Raw genomic sequence first — 17,074 nt, 5'->3', positions numbered from 1 at the left:
CGGACTTGCTCTGAGCTACTGGCCTCAACTCACCCTGACACGTAGGGCATACCTAACGCAGCGTTATAGATCAGTAATCGATCTCGACGGTGTCTGTGTCACGGTTCCCGAGTACGGAAAGATCTCTAAAGTCGGCCACGGAGGCGATACCGTTCCTCACTCGAGCACGCTGGCCGACCACCACTACCCTCCCGCCGGAAGCAATCGCTGCATCGATCCCAGCGTCCGCGTCTTCGAAAATTACGCAATCTTCGATTCGGATTCCCAGCCTCGCCGCGGCGATAATATAGCCCTCAGGGTCTGGCTTACCCTTCTTGACATCTTCGGCGGCAATCACGAGCGAAGGCACTCCCACCCCCGCTGCACGAAGGCGCCGCAACGCCAACTGTCGTGCCGCCGACGTAACGATCGCGACCGGAACTCTGGATATCATTTCATGGACGAAGGCAGCCGCCCCGCCGATTTCGCGGATCCCATCGAGGCGAAATAGTTCTTCATCTTGAAACTCAATGGCCGCGGCGTGTGGGTCGAGGTCGTCCGGGAGGAATCGGAAAACCGTGTCCCTAGTCTGGCGCCCGTGCGAGTAGTCCAGCAATTCTCCGATGTCGAGGTCGTACTTGCGAGCGAACGCGCCCCAGAGCGCTTCCACGACGGCCGAGGAGTCGACGAGCGTGCCGTCCATGTTGAACAGGACCCCACGGACATTAATGAGCCAATTCCGGGTGGCCAGATGTTCCACGTTAGGAGCGCAAGCCGACGTGACTGTCGAAGCCGGAATTCATTCCGGGATGAAGTCCGTAGCCAGCGGACTAATATTTGCCGATTTTTTCGTCGGTGCTCACACGAGCGACTGGTTCGTTGGACGGCTTTCTGAGCTCCTTCAATCAGAGTCCACGGCAACTTGCACGGCTTGTCGATTCTCAAAAAGCAGCGGCGCAAACTTAGCGGTGAGCGCTTGATGCCCTTCGTCATCGAGGTAGCGATGCAGGTTTGTTTCATCCCTCACGATGGAGACAATCCCGTAATCGACGGCGCCGTCCCTGAGTGCGAGCCCGGGTCCGTGCACATAGCTTTCAATGACCGGACCCAAGCGTTCGCGCATGTCTGACAGCGCGTTGTGGAAGGCCAAAACCGTTGCCTCGTCGGCAGCATGCTTGAACTTCATCGTGACGATATGGGCGATCAACTATTTCTCCTCTTTATGTTTGGTTTTGCTAACGGAGGACTTCGCCACCGGTCACCGGGGCGACCACACAGGCTGATGTCAGGAGTTCTGAGAGCCAGAGGGCGGTTCGTCCGATTTCCGACGGCCGACCGAGTCGGCCTCCTGGGACTTTCTTCATCCGGTCAGCCAGCACTTCTTCATAAGTGATACCAAGGTCCGCGGCGTTACCCTCGAACGCTTTGACCAAAAGCGGAGTTTCGGTCATCCCGGGGCACACCACGCGAATTCGAGGCGAGCCCGCCGAGCGGCTGATGGATCTGGCCCAGCCCACCAGGGCGAACTTCGACGCTGAGTAGACGGCATTACCAGCCTCACCGACGAGTCCGGCTTGGCTGGAAACGACTATGAACGAGCCGCCGCGGCCCGATAGATACGGGGCAGTTTCACCGTAGAGAGCGATAACAGACCTGGTGTTGATGTCTATGATTCGTTCCAGAAATTCCGTCGATATCGTATCCAGGGCGCCAGGACCCGCGATTCCATGGGCAGCAACGATCATGCTGATGCCCTCTTCGCTCACCAGATTTGTGACCGCCGTGAGCGTCGTTGCATCGAGGAGGTTCCCCACGATCGTCATGTTGACGTCGGGGCGGGCGTCGTGTCGAAAAACCCGATAACCGGCCGCTTCGAATACTGTGGCAACTGCGGAACCGATGCCGCCGGCGGCGCCAGTGACTAATACGGACATGGGTCTATTCCTCCCGGAGATCGAAAGTTGCGCCACGTGCGAAGGCGCCGTCGGGGTCGGCCAGGTACGTCCAGGTAAGGTCTCGGTCTTCGGTCTGATCGGCGGTCGTGACGACGAGATTCACCGGTCCAATTTGACCGCCCGACTCGGCAACGTACCCTTGGATGAGTCCTCGGAGCGCTTCCAGAATGGAGTCCTGTTCAGCGGTTGCGATCGATGCGCGTCGCGCTCGTACGTCGATAACGACACGGGCGTTGGGAGAACGCAAAGTGTTCAGCGTGTTAACGGTGTCATCGATTGCTGCCGCCAAAGCAGACCCATTCGACGGGTCAGCTGACGTGACTTCTGCTCTGATGATCGAAAGCGAGTCGCTTGTAATTGGGCTTGTCCACATTTCCAAGGTGACTAAGGATGGCGATGGCTCTGTATTGTTACTCATTTTGCGGCCATGCCGCCGTCAACGGGCAGGATTGCGCCGGTGACGAAAGATGCATCGTCCGAACCGAGAAAAGCGACTGCGGCAGCGATATCCTCGGGAACACCGAGCGGGAGCGGGTGCATCTCACGGACGTGCTCTAGCGCTGATTCATCCTCCCAGAGGGCTCGATTCATAGCTGTCGCAAAGTACCCCGGAGCCACCGCATTGACGGTGATCAGCTGCGGAGCGAGCTCAATGGCTAGCGCCTTGGTGAAATGGTGTACGGCGCCTTTAGAAGCGGAGTAGCTGGCAAGGTCGGCCTGACCGATATTCCCGGCGATGGATCCGATGTTGACAATTCGGCCGCGGACGCGACCCTTGACCGGCTGATCCTTCATGCGGCGCGCCGCTTCACGTGCGCCGTTCCAGGTGCCTTTCAGGTTGACCTCGATGGTCTTTGTGAATCGCTCGTCGGCTTCGTCCAAGATTGACGCGTTGCCGAACGAAATTCCGGCGTTATTGACCCAGAGGTCAAGAGCCCCGAACTCACGAACAGATGTGGCGCCCACTTCCGAAAGGTCGGCTTCCGAGGTGATGTCCGCGCGGACGAATATCGCTCGGCCTCTGTTGCGACGAATGAGCGCGTCTGTGTCCGTGTCGGGATCGGCTTCAAATCCTCCCCCCAAGGCGCCCGGCTGAAGATCGACGCACACGAGCGACGCTCCCTCGCTCGCCAGTCGAATTGCAATGGCCCTACCGTGCCCAGAACTTGATCCGGTGATGACCGCGACCCGGTCTGCGAAGCGAGGCTTGGTTTGCGGCCATGATGATGAGTCCATTGTCGGTGGTTCCTTAATCGTTCGAGGAGGCGTTGTTATCGGCGAGTTTCGTGGAAGGGCGCTGGTCGAGCGTCCAAGGGTCGATGAGCGCCTTGATCACGATGGCTCTTCCCTCGACCATTGGTCGGATGGCACCGTCGACAAGGTCTTGAAGGGGTAGCACGGTCGGGGCAATGAGTCCCCAACCGCCGCGTCGACGTGAAACGAGTTCGACGGCGAACGGGAAGTCTGTTTCGCGCACCATGGCGTTCGTGCCAATCAGAGTCTTCTCGGTGAGGGTGAAGCGCGCCAGGTCAAGAGATGTCGGGGTGTGCTGCAATCCGACGGCGACGATCCGCGCACCCTTGGGGGCGATATCGAATGCCGTTGTCAGCGCGGATGCGGATCCAGTCGCCTCGATGATGACTCGGAATTCGACGTCGCCAGCCGTGTTGCGAATGGTTTTCTCATCGTCGCGGCCGTCGACGAGCACGGTGATGTCCGCTCCAAGCTCCGAGGCTACCGTGAGTCGTTGAGCATCTCTGTCAACGGCCACGACGAGCGCACCGAGCTGCTTCAGGACGTAGACCAGGAAAGCGCCGATGCCGCCTGCACCGATAAGGAGAACGGTCTGCCCGTCGACGTTTCCAGCACGCCGGACGTTGTGAACGGCGATGGCCATAGGTTGGCATAGTGCAGCCTCGTCGAGCGAGAGACCGAACGGTTTCACGTCAACGGATGCGGCTGCCGGAGTCGTAACGTAGCCGGCTAAGGCACCGTTTCGTTGGAGACCGACGCCGTTGTAGGTGACGCAAAGGTTGGATTCCCCGCGACGGCAAGCGGCGCAGACGCCGCAGCAGACTGATCCGCATGAAGCGACCATAGCGCCGATCCAGCCTTGGTCTACTCCTTTGCCAATGTCGACTACCGTTCCGGAGAATTCATGACCAGGAATGATCGGTCCGAGGTGATGGGTGAAGGGGTTCATCACCTTTACGGGGTGGGTGCTGGGCCCGTGAGTGAACTCGCCCGCATCTGAGCCGCAGACGCCCACGGTCCCGGTGCGGAGTAGCAGCTCCCCCGGACCCGGTGAGGGAACTGACACCGTCTCGATGCGGATGTCTTCTCGGTCGTAATACACCGCGGCGAGCATCGTTTTGGGGAGGGGACTATTTGTTGTTTCCGCGTCAACTCTATGGTCACTCATCTTTAGATTTCTCCTTTTATGCGGTGCGACTTGATGTTCCCCATAGGCGGCCAATCTGCGTGCCAAGCAGGATGACAAACCCGAGGACAATGTTCTGGTCCCAGAACTGGAAGCCGATGGTACTCAGTCCTTGGGTGAGTGCGACGATCACGAGCGCGCCAAAGAGAGTGCGAATGGCCCCGCCATGGCCCCCCAAGAGGGTCGTACCACCGATGATCACGGCGGTGATGACTTGGAGAAGGAGTGAGTCGCCGCCGGCTGGATTGCCTGCACCGAGCCGCATGCCGAGTAGGCATCCGGCGATTCCGCTGAGGACTCCTGCCAGGGTGTAGACGAAGAATTTGATGAGGGGCACGTTCAGGCCGTTGAATCGTGCGGCGTCTTCGTTCTGTCCGACGAGCCTGATCTGGCGGCCGAAGCGGGTGAAGTACAACACAAGCGCGATCACAATTACCGCGACAATTACTGTCGGGAAGAGGTTTGGTAGTCCGAATGTGACGCCCTGACCGAACGCGAGGATGGAATCGAGCATGGGAACGGAGCCGGCAGTTGCGCCCTGTCCGGAATAAGCGGCTGCGGCGAGGTACGCGAGCGCCGTTACGACCAGCAGCATCGCGAGTGTGACGATGAACGGGACGAATTTGGCGAAGCCGATGAGGGCTCCGTTGATCGCCCCGATGACGCCTCCGATGAGTAGAGCAGATCCCAGAGACAGGCCGGGATTGTGAGTGAGCTGGCCGACGATGGCTGCGGTGACGGATGCGCCCGCGACAGTTGCGCCGACAGACAGGTCGATGCCAGAGACGAGGAAGACGAGCATGCCACCGAGGGCCGCGACGGTGAGCACCGACGCGTCGAGGAGGATGCTTTGGATACTGAAGACGCTCAGAAAGCCGCGGGAGATGATCGAGAAGACGACCAGGATGATGATGAGTACGGGGACCATCGGCGCTTTGCGCACGAGCGAGCCGAGTGACGACCGGATCATTTAGACCTCTCAGGGGTTGAAAGCTTGGTAGGGGCTGCGGCACGACGCCGCAGCCCCTCATGTGGGTTAGCCCCCTTGCGAGCAGCCCCAGACCTTTGACTCATTTGCCGCGATAGTCGAGGGCGTCACGGCAATGGACGGGAGGTACTCGGGGCTCTTGATTGACACGGGCTTGCCTTGCACCAAGTTCACTGTTTGTTGGAGCGAGTGCAGGGTCATGTTTGGCACGTCGGTTGCGAGATCAAGATCCACGTAGGCATCCTTGACTCCTTGGCATCCGTTGGGGTCACCATCGATCGAGACTATGGCGACGTGACCGGGTTCCCCAACCTTGACTTTCTTGTTCACGGCGGAGAGCGCCGAGTACGCGGCTGGGATCTGTCCATCTGTCGGGAGGTAGATTCCCGCCAGGTCAGAGTGTGTCTGAAGAGCGTTTTGGATGCCCGTCAGTGCCGGTTCTGGCTTCCAGTCGGTGGGGACGATGCTGACGATCTGGACGTTGTCGTGTCCCGTCAGTCCGTCGTGGAGTCCTTTCGAGCGGGCGACACCGGTGTTGCTGTTGAGGGCACCCTGCATCTCGACGATCTTAAAGGGCTTGCCGTCGGCCAGTTTGACAAACTCGGCAGCTGCCGCCTTGCCATCGGCGAGCGGGTCGCTTCCGACATGGAATTTCACGGAGTTCACATCCTTCGGGGCTACGTCGACCGTGGTGACGGGGACCTTTGCGGTGTTCAGGGTCTTGATGTCAGCCTCGATTGCCACCGGGTCCAGGGGAAGAATGATGATGCCCTGGTCGCCTTGCGACACCATCGTCTTGATCTGGCTGGACTGGCGTTGTGCGTCGTTCTGCGCCACTTGGAACTCGAGACTAACGTTGAGCTTCTTCGCGGCGATCTGGTAGAACCTTTTCTGCCCTTCGCGGAATCCGACGCCGTTCTCGAACGATATGCCGATTGTCGTTTTGTCTGCACCTGATGTGGACGCGCCTGAGCCGCTACCGCTGCATCCGGCGAGCCCGAGGCTCGCTGCGGCTGCAAGGGCCAACGACAGGGACACGATCCGTATTTTGCTCGTCATTGCATCTCCTTTGATTGCTTGTTGCGATTGATTTTCCGGCTGACTACGTCGAGGGAGTCTTCTGTGAGCGTTCAAGTCCGGCTTGTCGGATGCGAACGTTCATCCTTCGGATGCGGCCCATGACCACTGAGTCGGTGAGCACCGCGACGAGGAGAACTAGGCCGGTGATGACGTCATAAATGTAGACGGACGCGTTAACTCGGTTAAGACCGTTGTCGATGAGCGTCAGAAGTATCGCTCCTAGAGCACTTCCAATAACGGATCCTTTGCCACCCGTAAGGCTTGTTCCGCCGACGACGACGGCGGTGATAACGGTAAATTCAAAACCCACGCCGAATGTGGACTGCATCGTGCCGACTTGGCCGACCGTGATGATCCCAGCTATCCCGGCGCAGAGGCCAGAGATTGCGAACACGACGATACGCAGGCGGTTGATGGGAAGGCCGGTCTCTCGGGCTGAGCGCTCCGATCCGCCGATGGCGGTGACATATCGACCGAACGGGGTGCGACGCAGAAGGAAAGCGATGACGACCACGACAACAACTGCGACGATCACAGGCAGTGGGATTCCGAACACGACTGCTCGTCCCAGGTACTGGATTGGGCCGCTAGCAGATCTGTTGCCAGCGCTGGTGATGTGGAGTGCGATGCCGCTGAAAATAGTCATCGTGCCAAGAGTCACAAGCAGTGGTTGGACTTTCAGCGCCCAGATGAGGACACCGTTGAGAGCGCCTCCAGCAATTGATACCCCTATGACGATGAAGTACGTCCAAATGCTGGAACTACCGTACGCAGCCGACGTCACACCCGCAGCGGCAAGCGCGATCGTGACCGCCAGGCTCATCAGGGATCCAATTGACAGGTCAATCCACCCAGCCATGATGACGAGCGTCATCCCGGATGCCGCGATCGCGGTCGAAGACGCTTGGAGGAGGAGGTTGCTGACGTTGCCCAGCGCGAGGAACCCAGGAGACAAAATGGAGAAGATAACGATAACGATGACGATGACGCCCAGGACGCTGACAATTTGCGGCGAGAGCCGCGAGCTGAAACGTTGCACGCTTATGCCTTCTCGGATGATGCGGCGCGAAGGATCGTAGTTGCGTCGAATTCAGATCGGTGCAGTTCGGCGGTAATGGTGCCGCCTTTCATCACCAAGATGCGGTCGCTGACGTGGAATAGCTCGGGCAGGTCCGAGGACACGACGAGTAGCCCTACGCCGGTGGAGGCGAGCTCGAAAATCGTGCGCTGAACCTCAGCTTTCGCGCCGACGTCGATTCCTTTAGTCGGCTCATCCAGCAGACACACCTTCGGGCTGAGACTTAGCCACCTGGCCAGAATCGCCTTTTGCTGATTGCCGCCGGACATCGATCCGAATTCAGCGTTTGCCGAATCCGTTCGCACACCGAACTTCTTGATCAGTTCTCCGACGAGTTGTCTTTCCTTCCCGAGTCGCATCAGGCCGAGTTTGTTCGACACGCGTCCGAGCATGGACGCGGTCAGATTCTCAAGCACGGTTCGCTCCAAAAAGGCCTGTTCGGTACGGCGATCTTCTGAGACCAGGACAATCCCTCGCTGGACTCCGGCAACGACTGAGCGGCGATTGAACCGTCTTCCCTCGAGTTTGACGTCGCCGTGCGCCGCGCGAAGCCCGACGAGCGCCTGCATGAGCTCGCTTCTGCCGGCTCCCGAGAGTCCGGCGATTCCCACTACTTCGCCCGAGCGAACAGACAGGTTTATGTCGTGGAGGAGGGCGGCGTCTCCGAGGTCGGACACGTCAAGGACCACCGGCGCCCCGTCGTGGGGTGGAGTCTCTGGTCGGCTGACCGCAGCAAGTTCGCGTCCGACCATGAGTTGCTCGATTTGTGGCACCGTCAGTTCGTTCTTTGTATTGAGGGCAACGAGTTCACCATCGCGCATGATGGCAACACGGTCTCCGACGGCTTCGATTTCTTCAAGGAAGTGGGTGACATGCACCAAGGCATATCCGTTGTCGCGGAGGCGGCGCATGGCGGTGAAGAGCTGCCGACGCTCCTGGATACTGAGGGAAGTGGTCGGCTCATCGAGCACCAAAACACTGGAAGCGGTGCGAATGGCCTTGACGATCTCCACCAGCTGACGCGTGGCGAGCGGTAGCTCGGCGACGAGGATCGATGAGTCAATGCCGATCTCCAGAAGATCTTGGAACATGGCGTTGGTGCGTCGTTCGAGGTCCTTGGTTTCTACATATCCGCGCCCGTTTCCAAGACCGATCATGTTCACGTTCTCTGCGACGCTCAGGTTGGGGAAAAGGCTGAGCTCTTGATGGATTGCCGCCAAGCCAAGCTCCTTGGCTTTACGCGGGTTCCATTCCGTCTGCACTGTGCCTTGGAACTCGATGGAGCCCCCATCAGGAGCGAGAAGCCCGCACATGATGTTCTTTAGCGTCGATTTACCGGCGCCATTTTCGCCAAGCAGAATCAGGATCTCGCCTCGAACTACGTCGAGATCCATGCTCTTCAGCACGGTCGTTCCATCAAACGACTTCGAGATTCCGGATAGCCGCATGAGGGGGGTGCCGCTTTCGCCAGGAGAGGCTGAGGTGGTGGTGACGCTCCCGTTGTCCGTCATGGCTATCGCGAAGAAGACTCAATGAAGTGGATAAGAGGGCGACCGTACGAGTCGTTGTTAGTTACTCGGATCATCATTGAACCTTTCGGTGCTGTGTCTCGCGAACGCCCTAATCGGCGTTGTGTCGATATGCGACGTTACAGTATCACAAAACAAGACAAGCACTAGAAGGTATCTCGGTGATCACGGGCCGATCCATCGAAATGGACTCGTGAGAGTTACGAGGTGGTTGACGATTACTCGGAGTAGCTGCGAATCTCGGAACTCAGGAGCTCCGCGCTCCTGACGAGCCGACCCACGATCTCCACCTGCGAATCCGGAGTCATGCGCGACTTGAGCGTCACCAGGCTCAGGCCAGCAACCACTTCGCCGTGTCCATCAAAGATCGGCGCGGCAAGGGCCACCGCGTCTGAGTCGACTTCACCCTGCGCAACGCCGTAACCATCGCTGCGGATTTGCCTAAGCCGCGCGATAATCTCGTCGGACGTAATGAGGGTGCTCTGGGTGTATTTATGGAGATCCTGCGATTCGATGAGCTGGCGAACATAGTCTTCGGGGAGCCACGCGAGCAGGATGTATGCCGAAGCGCCAGCGTTGAGGCTCAGTCGACTGCCGCGCTCGTAGGAGAGCCGGACATATTGACCCGCCCATTCCTCGCGCTCGATGCAGACAATCGTGGACCCGATTCGCCGAGTGAGCAGAATCGTTTCGTGATACTCGGCCGCTAACTCGCGCATGACCGGAACGGCCATGTCTGAGAGGCCATAGCTTCGTCGGGCGATTCGCGCCAACTCCATTACCTTTGGGCCGAGACGGAACCCGCTACCCGAATCCTCTATAAGGAACTCGGACCGTACCAGAGTTTGCGCATACCGGTAAGCGGTGGAACGGCTTACCCCCAGGTGGTCGGCCACAGATGTGGCTGAGATACGGCTACGAGACTCCGTGAACATCTGAAGGATGGTCAGCGCGCGATCGGCTGTGCTATTCCCGTCACGGTACGCGGCCCGCCGCTCGATGGTCATATCATCCGATCATAAGGCCCCAGCCAGCGTGACAGCTTGTGCGATTGTCGAGACACTGTTCCTTGAATGTATTGACGGTTGAAGTTACTGTATTGTCAATCGCGACATCTAACAATCGCGATCTCAAAGAGGAGACCTCATGCCGACCGCACCGAACCGCGTCGTGCTCACTGAATCTGATGCTGCGGGCACCCTCCGTCAGACCCACGTTTCGCACATCGGTCTCACCGTGTCCGACGTGGCGGCCAACGAACGCTTTTACGCGCGAGTTCTCGGCCTCGTGCGCCAGGACAGCCTCGACGGCGGTGGGGTTCGTCTTGGGTGGGGAACGGGCCACCACGTGCTTGACCTTCTTCCGGGGAGGCACGGACTCGCGTACTTCGGGTTCGAAGTTCGAGACGAAGAGGGTATTGACGGCATCCGACGTCGGTTGACGGCTGATGGCTATCGAGTCGAACACCTGGAAGAGTCGTTCGTCACGTCGCCCACAGGTCCAATTGAGGGCCTCGTGACATTTACCCCCGAAGGTACTCCGGTTCACTTTCACTCGGAGGTCTACCGTCAGGGCGAGAATAGTTCGGACTCGGGACGTCGGCCTCTCAAATTCCAGCACACCACGATTGGCACCACCGCTGTGCAGCCGATGGTCGACTTTTTCGTCAACACCATCGGGTTCCGAATTAGCGACCAGCTCTCCGATGGCCGCTTTTGCTGGCTCCGCTCAGATCATGATCACCACACTCTCGCGATTGTCAATGTCGACCAGGCAGGCGTCCTTGATCACTACTCTTACGACCTTGCTGAGTGGGAAGACTTCAAGTCATGGTGTGACCGCCTCACCGAATTGAATGTGCGCGTCGAATGGGGCCCAGGCCGCCACGGACCGGGAAACAACTTATTTGTTTTCTTTGACGACCCGTCCGGTAATCACATCGAACTCTCCGCGGAGATGGAGAAGTTCTACGACAAGAGCGTCACCTACGTCCCGCGACGGTGGGAAGCGGTGCCGACGACCGTGAATCTTTGGGGTGGCCAACTACCGCGCTGGCGCAAAACTAGCGGGAGAATATGAGATGGTCTACGTCAGCTACGCGATAGATGGCGAAAACCATGTCGGAGTCCTCGAAGAAGGACGGATTCGACCGCTTGTCGGAATTTCCCAGATCGATTCATCGGTCACATCGGATCAGCTCGCAGCAGCGGATCGGTCGAACGAGACCATCTCGATGGAGTCGGTGACTCTTCGCCCCGCAAGCCCGGCGCCCAAGCGCATTCTCTGCGTCGGGCTGAACTATAAGGCTCACATTACGGAGACGAAACGCGCAGACTCTGATTATCCGGTCCTCTTCCCCAAATTCGCGTCCAGTCTCATCGCTGACGGTGCCGCCATACTCCTGCCTCCTGAAGGTAAGCAGCCTGACTGGGAAGGCGAGCTCGCCGTAATCATCGGGCGTACTGGTCGACGAATCTCCGAAGAGGATGCACCGTCATATGTTCTCGGGTACTCCGTGGCGAACGACGTAACCATCCGCGACTTTCAGTACCTCACCCATCAATGGGTTCAGGGGAAAGCCTGGGATAACTCCACTCCATTGGGACCGGCAATCGTGACACCAGACGAAGTGGACCTGTCCACCTCATCCATCCGCACGATCATTGATGGTGAAATCGTGCAGGAGTCGCCGCTAAATCTAATGATCTTCTCGATCCCCCGCTTGATCGCTGAGATCTCGGTATTTACGACGTTGCAGCCCGGCGACGTCATCTTGACGGGCACCCCTGGAGGCGTGGGATTCAGGCGGGAACCGCAGCGATTCCTACGGCCCGGCGAGCGTATCGTCGTCGAGGTTGACGGAATCGGCAAGCTCGAAAACCCAGTCCGCGAGGAGTAATCGACGCCCTCAGACGGCGCCTCAACCAGACGAATGGTGACGTCGGTAGATGAGGCTCGTTAAATTCTGAACGACAAGGAGAGAAGCACATGAAAGTCGCTGCTGCGGTTGCACGAGAAAGAGGGGCACCCCTACAGATTGCCGAGCTAAATCTCGATGACGTGCGCGATGACGAAGTGCGGGTGCGGTTTGTTGCATCGGGGGTTTGCCACACGGACGCGGTCGTCCGTGATCAAATGATCCCCACTCCTTTACCGGCAGTATTGGGTCACGAAGGCGCCGGTATCGTCGAAGTCATCGGCGTCGACGTCACCACCGTCCAGGTAGGAGATCACGTCGTCCTCTCCGCGAACTCCTGCGGCATCTGCCGGCACTGCCTGAGCGGGGACCTCGCCTATTGCGAGCAACTCTTCGCCCGGAACTTCGCGGCACGCCGACCGGATGGCAGCACGCCCTTCAGCGAAGACGGCCTGCCGATCGGGGGCCAGTTCTTCGGGCAGTCATCGTTCGCGCAGTTCGCGAACGTCGCCGAACGCAGCATCGTGAAAGTCGACAAAGATATAGATCTCACCCTCGTCGCGCCGCTCGGCTGCGGAATGCAAACAGGAGCTGGCGCGGTGTTAAACGAATTGCGTCCTAAGCCCGGGACCACGGTTGCCGTCTTCGGCACCGGGGCGGTGGGTTGTGCCGCGATCATGGCGGCCGCGCTCTCACCATGCGCACAGATCATCGCGATCGATATTCTCGACAGCCGGCTCGATCTCGCGAAATCGCTCGGTGCCACGCACACGGTGAACAGTCGTACTGAGAACGTCGTGGACCGTCTGATGGCCATCACAGGCGGACAAGGTGTCAACTATGCACTCGATACCACCGCAATCCCTGGCGTACTACGATCTGCCGCGGATTCTTTAGCGGTACGCGGAACCCTCGCGCTCGTCGGCTCGTCGCGGTCCGGTACCGAAGTACACCTGGAGATCGGTGAATCCCTCAATCGGGGTTGGACTTTCAAAACCATCATCCAAGGAAGCTCCGTGCCGCAGGTGTTCATCCCGGCCCTCATCGACTTGTGGAAGCTGGGAAAGTTCCCCTTCGACCGACTGATCAAGACGTACTCCTTCACGGACATCAACGCCGCGTTCCTCGACTCGGAAAACGGAACAACAGTCAAACCGGTGGTCGTCTACGACGACCCGGCCCGCTTCACCACAGACGAGGAGCACGCATGAGCATCAACAGCCCTTTCACCACTGAAACAGCTCGCCATTTCATAAATGGCGAGTGGGTTGGTGGCACGGAACCGAAAGACTCACTCAACCCGGCAACCGACGAAGTCCTCGGCACCTTCTACGACGCTGACCTGGCAGTGGCGAAGTTGGCCATCGCGGCGGCCGACACGGCGTTCACGACCCTGGATTGGGCAGAGAATCGCGAGTTGCGTGCCAAGGTGCTCTGGGAGTTGGGTGCGGCGATCGAGGCGAACCTCAAGAAGCTCGCCCTAGCCATCTCTCTAGAAAACGGCAAACCCCTCGGGCAGGCGCAGTTCGAACTCAGCATCGCCGCCCCGAAGCTGCGATATTTCGCCGGATTGGCCCTGACCGACTCCGGGTCAGCCGCCCACGTCTACCCGGGAGCCACCTCCATGCTTCTCAAAGAAGCCGTGGGTGTGGCGGGGGTCATCGTGCCCTGGAACTCCCCGGCAATCCTCGCGATTCGCTCCATCGCCCCCGCTTTGGCTGCAGGGTGCACGGTCGTGGTCAAGATGCCCGCACAAACCGCGTTGACTAATGCTCTCTTGGCGGAAACGTTCGCAAGCGTCGAGTCGCTGCCAGCTGGCGTGATCAACATGTTCACCGAGTCGGGCGATGCGGGAGCGAAGGAACTCGTCGCCTCCGACGACGTTCCCGTCCTCAGCTACACCGGAAGCACCGCGGTCGGGACCCGCATCGCCATCGCGGCGGGTGAAAAGCTCAAGAAGGTCTCTCTCGAGCTGGGCGGTAAGACCCCAATGATCGTGTTCGCCGACTCCAATCTGGACGAAGTCGTGCCTGTTCTGGTGGCGGCGGTCACGACGTTCGCCGGGCAGTTCTGCATGACTGGCAGCCGGGTACTTGCCGAACGCAGTATCGCCGACGAACTGCAGCACCGCCTTGTGGACGAGCTGTCGAAAGTACGAGTAGGCGCCGGTACCGATCCGGACACTCAACTGGGACCGCTTATCGACCATGCCGCAGCGACCCGAGTCGACGGGATCGTCGCGGCCCTCGGCGAAGACGCCGTCGCACTACGGGGCGGGCTCACCGACGGTGCCGGTGCATTCTTCCGACCCGCACTCATCAACGTCTTCGATCTGCATTCCCCGCTTATCCAAGAAGAAGTCTTCGGCCCCGTCGTGACGTTCGAGATCTTCGACTCCGAGGATCAGGCCATCAACCGGGCGAACGCCACAAAATACGGCCTGTCCGCGTCGGTGTGGACAAAAGATGGAGCGCGATCCCAACGCGTCGCAGAAGGCATCGAAGCCGGTACCGTCTGGATCAACTCGTGGGCGCAGATTCTCGACCAATTCGAAGAAGGCGGCTACAAAAAGAGCGGCATCGGACGCCTCAACGGACCAGGCGGACTCGCCGAATTCCAAGAAGTCAAACACATCTATCGCTCGACAGTCTCCTAATTTCGCCAGTACTACGCGCCGCAGTTCCCGGGGCGGCCCATGCACCATCTGTTTGACGGTGCCGCGAGCCGCTTCACATTCCTCTCTGTATTCGTCATCGTGAGCCCGGTGCTCATACGGCGCATTCGGACAGGTCAGTCTTTCCGGTTCAGCTCAGGGATACGACGCATCATGAGGCGGCCGGGTGTGTGGTCTTTCTTTGCTCGGGAGCTGAACGCGGTGAAGGACACCTCGGCTACCTCGGCGCGAGAGATCCATGCTTTGGTGCTCTCGTCGAAGATCGCGTCGGTGTAGTTGATCGTGGTCCAGGCTTCGTCGGGAATGCTGGCGATCGCGCGTTTCACGGCCGGGTCCTGACGGGCAGTGATCGATACGTCAGCGCCTGCTTTCAGTGCCGCGTTCACAGTCACGAAGCCGTAATACGCGGAGTCCGCCCGCAGCAACACTTTCTGCGAGGAGAGGCTAGAGAGCCTCGTGATGGTCTTCAACGCATCCGCGACGATCCGTGCGGCGCCCCGAGGAGATCCGGAGGCACCTTTCCGGAATCGTTGTCCGATGATCACCGGTGCGCTCGTGGCGGTCGATGCCGTCGCAAGGAGAGCGTTGATGCCACGAACCCCGGAGTACCCGAACCCGGCACCCTGTTTCTGATGACCGTGGACTTCGATGATCGTGTCATCAACGTCCACGAACACCATGCCGCCAGCTGCGGAGGGAACGATCGGTGCGTGCTGGGCGAGGTTCACCAGGAACCTGGACGCGACGGCGTCGAGCTGGCGAACGTGCCCGAAAGTGAACGAGCGAAGAAACGACCCCAGCGTCGACGGCGCATAACAGGTTGAGAAGATCCTGCTCATCCCACCGTGACGCAACAAGCCCATGTCATCGATCGAGTCAGCCCCGGCGACCATCCCAGCGATGAGAGATTCAACCTTCAAGCCGGGTGTAAGGCGCCACAACCCAAGCATTCATCGGTGGATCGAGGCTTAGGAGTAGACGGCGCGATAAGAAAGAAATGCGCTAAAACTGAACCTATTAGGGGATGACTTTTGACCAATATTGAAGCCATCTCGAGGTTCAAATTTTCCGCAAATCGAGCCATTTTTCCACATTCGTTGATGACACAAACCTCGTGTAGCTTGCCAGACTGATCTCGGCGATGATGGCGGCCAAATAGTGTCCTGATGATTCAGCCGCAGGCCCCGGACGATGTGCGGCATCCCGGTGAAGGATTTTATCTTTCGGGTGCCATCAGTACGGCGAACAATGTGCGGTCCTCGATCCGCGAAATCGATGCGGAGAGCTAACCTCGTACACGCAGCGGCGCCCCAGAGTCGCCCTTTCGTTTGTTCCATTGCGTGAGCCAGCCGAGTACCATCACATTTGAAGGAGATCCATCATGAACGCTCTCAGTGATCAGACCGGAACTATTCAGATCGCGGGAAAGCAGGTCGCCCGTCTCGGCTTCGGCACGATGCGCTTGACCGGCCGCGGCATCTGGGGCGAGCCAGCCGACCGTGACGAGTGCATCGCTACTGTTCGGCGGGCCGTTGATCTCGGCGTGCAGTTCATCGACACCGCCGACTCCTACGGGCCGTATGTTAGCGAGCAGATACTGCGCGACGCGCTCCATCCCTACCCTGACGATCTGCTGATCGCCACCAAGGCCGGGCTGACTCGCAACGGCCCGGATGTCATCGACACCAATGAGGGTACGAAGCAGCTCGGACCGGCGGCTTGGCCTCCGGTCGGTCGGCCTGAGTATCTTCGGCAAGAGGCGTTGATGAGCATGCGTAGGCTGGGCGTAGACCAGATCGACCTGTTCCAGCTTCACCGGATCGACCCGAAGGTGCCGCTCGCGGACCAGGTCGGGGAGTTGAAGAACCTTCAGGACGAGGGGAAGATCGTCGCGATTGGTCTGTCTCAAATCACACCCGAACAGCTGCAGGAGGCTCGGGGAATAGTGAAAATCGCCTCGGTGCAGAGCCGGTTCAATGTTGTCGATCGCAGCGCGAAAGCCGTCTTCGACGTGTGCTCCCGAGACGGCATCGCCTTCATCCCCTGGGCTCCGGTCGCGCAGGGTCGCCTCGACGAGAGTGCGGGACCGATCGGCCAAATAGCGCGCGACCACAACGCCACGGTGGGGCAGATTGCCATCGCGTGGCTGCTGGCATTCGACGACATGATAGTACCAATCCCCGGCACCTCCCAGCGCTCCCACCTCGAGGAGAACACGGCCGCCGGTGCCCTGTCGCTCAGTGCCGACGAAGTCAACGCACTGTCTTCGGCAGGCTCACCGAGCTGACATTGCAAAAACCCGGGGCCTACAGCTTCACGCCAGTCGCATTCTCGCCCCGCTAGTACTGCAGTCGCGTTTATGGGCTGTGTCCGCGGGTTTTGTAGTAGTGGCGTTTCGCTGTTTGTTGATGTCGTCGGCGCCAGTGGGAGCGGC

At 59.3% G+C, this 17,074-nt stretch carries 16 protein-coding genes and 2 pseudogenes; 5 read left to right on the top strand and 13 right to left on the bottom strand.

The annotated features are described in order from the left end of the window. Positions 1-70 precede the first annotated feature (70 nt). The 12 genes and pseudogenes from ABIB56_RS06710 to ABIB56_RS06655 form a co-directional block, all read right to left on the bottom strand. Positions 71-739, bottom strand: coding sequence for an HAD-IA family hydrolase (locus tag ABIB56_RS06710; RefSeq protein ID WP_354568313.1), 669 nt, complete (start codon positions 737-739; stop codon positions 71-73). 141 nt (positions 740-880) lie between these two features. Next, positions 881-1,186, bottom strand: a complete 306-nt coding sequence (locus tag ABIB56_RS06705) for a Dabb family protein (protein WP_354568312.1) — start codon at positions 1,184-1,186, stop codon at positions 881-883. A 28-nt stretch (positions 1,187-1,214) separates the two neighbouring features. After that, positions 1,215-1,949, bottom strand: a complete 735-nt coding sequence (locus ABIB56_RS06700) for an SDR family NAD(P)-dependent oxidoreductase (protein ID WP_354568311.1) — start codon at positions 1,947-1,949, stop codon at positions 1,215-1,217. Beyond that, on the bottom strand, positions 1,918-2,223 hold the full coding sequence (locus ABIB56_RS06695) for a hypothetical protein (protein ID WP_354568310.1): 306 nt from the start codon (positions 2,221-2,223) through the stop codon (positions 1,918-1,920). The genes ABIB56_RS06700 and ABIB56_RS06695 overlap by 32 nt, the downstream gene beginning before the upstream one ends. Before the next feature lie 125 nt (positions 2,224-2,348). Continuing rightward, positions 2,349-3,170, bottom strand: coding sequence for an SDR family NAD(P)-dependent oxidoreductase (locus ABIB56_RS06690; RefSeq protein WP_354568309.1), 822 nt, complete (start codon positions 3,168-3,170; stop codon positions 2,349-2,351). 13 nt (positions 3,171-3,183) lie between these two features. Then, positions 3,184-4,356 carry a zinc-dependent alcohol dehydrogenase gene (locus tag ABIB56_RS06685; RefSeq protein WP_354568308.1) on the bottom strand — a complete coding sequence of 391 codons (1,173 nt, stop codon included), beginning with the start codon at positions 4,354-4,356 and terminating at the stop codon, positions 3,184-3,186. A gap of 16 nt (positions 4,357-4,372) precedes the next feature. Beyond that, a complete protein-coding gene (locus tag ABIB56_RS06680; RefSeq protein ID WP_354568307.1) occupies positions 4,373-5,344 on the bottom strand; it encodes an ABC transporter permease in 972 nt (323 codons plus the stop codon). A 66-nt stretch (positions 5,345-5,410) separates the two neighbouring features. Then, positions 5,411-6,421 (bottom strand): sugar ABC transporter substrate-binding protein, encoded by a 1,011-nt coding sequence (locus ABIB56_RS06675; RefSeq protein WP_354568306.1) that lies wholly within the window; start codon positions 6,419-6,421, stop codon positions 5,411-5,413. 43 nt (positions 6,422-6,464) lie between these two features. Continuing rightward, a complete protein-coding gene (locus ABIB56_RS06670; protein WP_354568305.1) occupies positions 6,465-7,481 on the bottom strand; it encodes an ABC transporter permease in 1,017 nt (338 codons plus the stop codon). Positions 7,482-7,483: 2 nt separating this feature from the next. Beyond that, positions 7,484-9,031 (bottom strand): sugar ABC transporter ATP-binding protein, encoded by a 1,548-nt coding sequence (locus ABIB56_RS06665; RefSeq protein WP_354568303.1) that lies wholly within the window; start codon positions 9,029-9,031, stop codon positions 7,484-7,486. A gap of 236 nt (positions 9,032-9,267) precedes the next feature. Then, entirely contained in the window at positions 9,268-9,783 is a 516-nt protein-coding gene (locus ABIB56_RS06660; protein ID WP_354568501.1) for an IclR family transcriptional regulator, read from the bottom strand. Positions 9,784-9,876: 93 nt separating this feature from the next. Further along, positions 9,877-10,056: pseudogene (locus ABIB56_RS06655) on the bottom strand (helix-turn-helix domain-containing protein); the annotation flags it as partial. 139 nt (positions 10,057-10,195) lie between these two features. Between ABIB56_RS06655 and ABIB56_RS06650 the strand changes: the two are divergent. From ABIB56_RS06650 to ABIB56_RS06635, 4 genes are all read left to right on the top strand, one after another. Continuing rightward, a complete protein-coding gene (locus ABIB56_RS06650) occupies positions 10,196-11,128 on the top strand; it encodes a VOC family protein (protein WP_354568302.1) in 933 nt (310 codons plus the stop codon). Next, positions 11,085-11,948: a fumarylacetoacetate hydrolase family protein gene (locus tag ABIB56_RS06645; protein ID WP_354568301.1), complete on the top strand. Its 864-nt coding sequence runs from the start codon at positions 11,085-11,087 to the stop codon at positions 11,946-11,948. The genes ABIB56_RS06650 and ABIB56_RS06645 overlap by 44 nt, the downstream gene beginning before the upstream one ends. Before the next feature lie 89 nt (positions 11,949-12,037). Further along, positions 12,038-13,177, top strand: a complete 1,140-nt coding sequence (locus ABIB56_RS06640) for an NAD(P)-dependent alcohol dehydrogenase (RefSeq protein WP_354568300.1) — start codon at positions 12,038-12,040, stop codon at positions 13,175-13,177. Beyond that, positions 13,174-14,622, top strand: coding sequence for an aldehyde dehydrogenase family protein (locus tag ABIB56_RS06635; RefSeq protein WP_354568298.1), 1,449 nt, complete (start codon positions 13,174-13,176; stop codon positions 14,620-14,622). Before ABIB56_RS06640 ends, ABIB56_RS06635 begins: the two co-directional genes overlap by 4 nt. A 140-nt stretch (positions 14,623-14,762) precedes the next feature. On the opposite strand, the pseudogene ABIB56_RS06630 reads toward ABIB56_RS06635, so the two are convergent. Continuing rightward, positions 14,763-15,563 (bottom strand): annotated as a pseudogene (locus ABIB56_RS06630) (IS1380 family transposase); the annotation flags it as partial. A gap of 458 nt (positions 15,564-16,021) precedes the next feature. Between ABIB56_RS06630 and ABIB56_RS06625 the strand changes: the two are divergent. Beyond that, the gene (locus ABIB56_RS06625) at positions 16,022-16,927 is read left to right on the top strand and encodes an aldo/keto reductase (RefSeq protein ID WP_354568296.1); all 906 of its coding nucleotides are present in this window, start codon (positions 16,022-16,024) and stop codon (positions 16,925-16,927) included. The last annotated feature ends 147 nt before the right edge of the window (positions 16,928-17,074 follow it).

Source organism: Glaciihabitans sp. UYNi722 (assembly GCF_040549465.1).
GTDB lineage: Bacteria > Actinomycetota > Actinomycetes > Actinomycetales > Microbacteriaceae > Lacisediminihabitans.
This window is presented reverse-complemented; position numbering and strand designations above follow the sequence as displayed.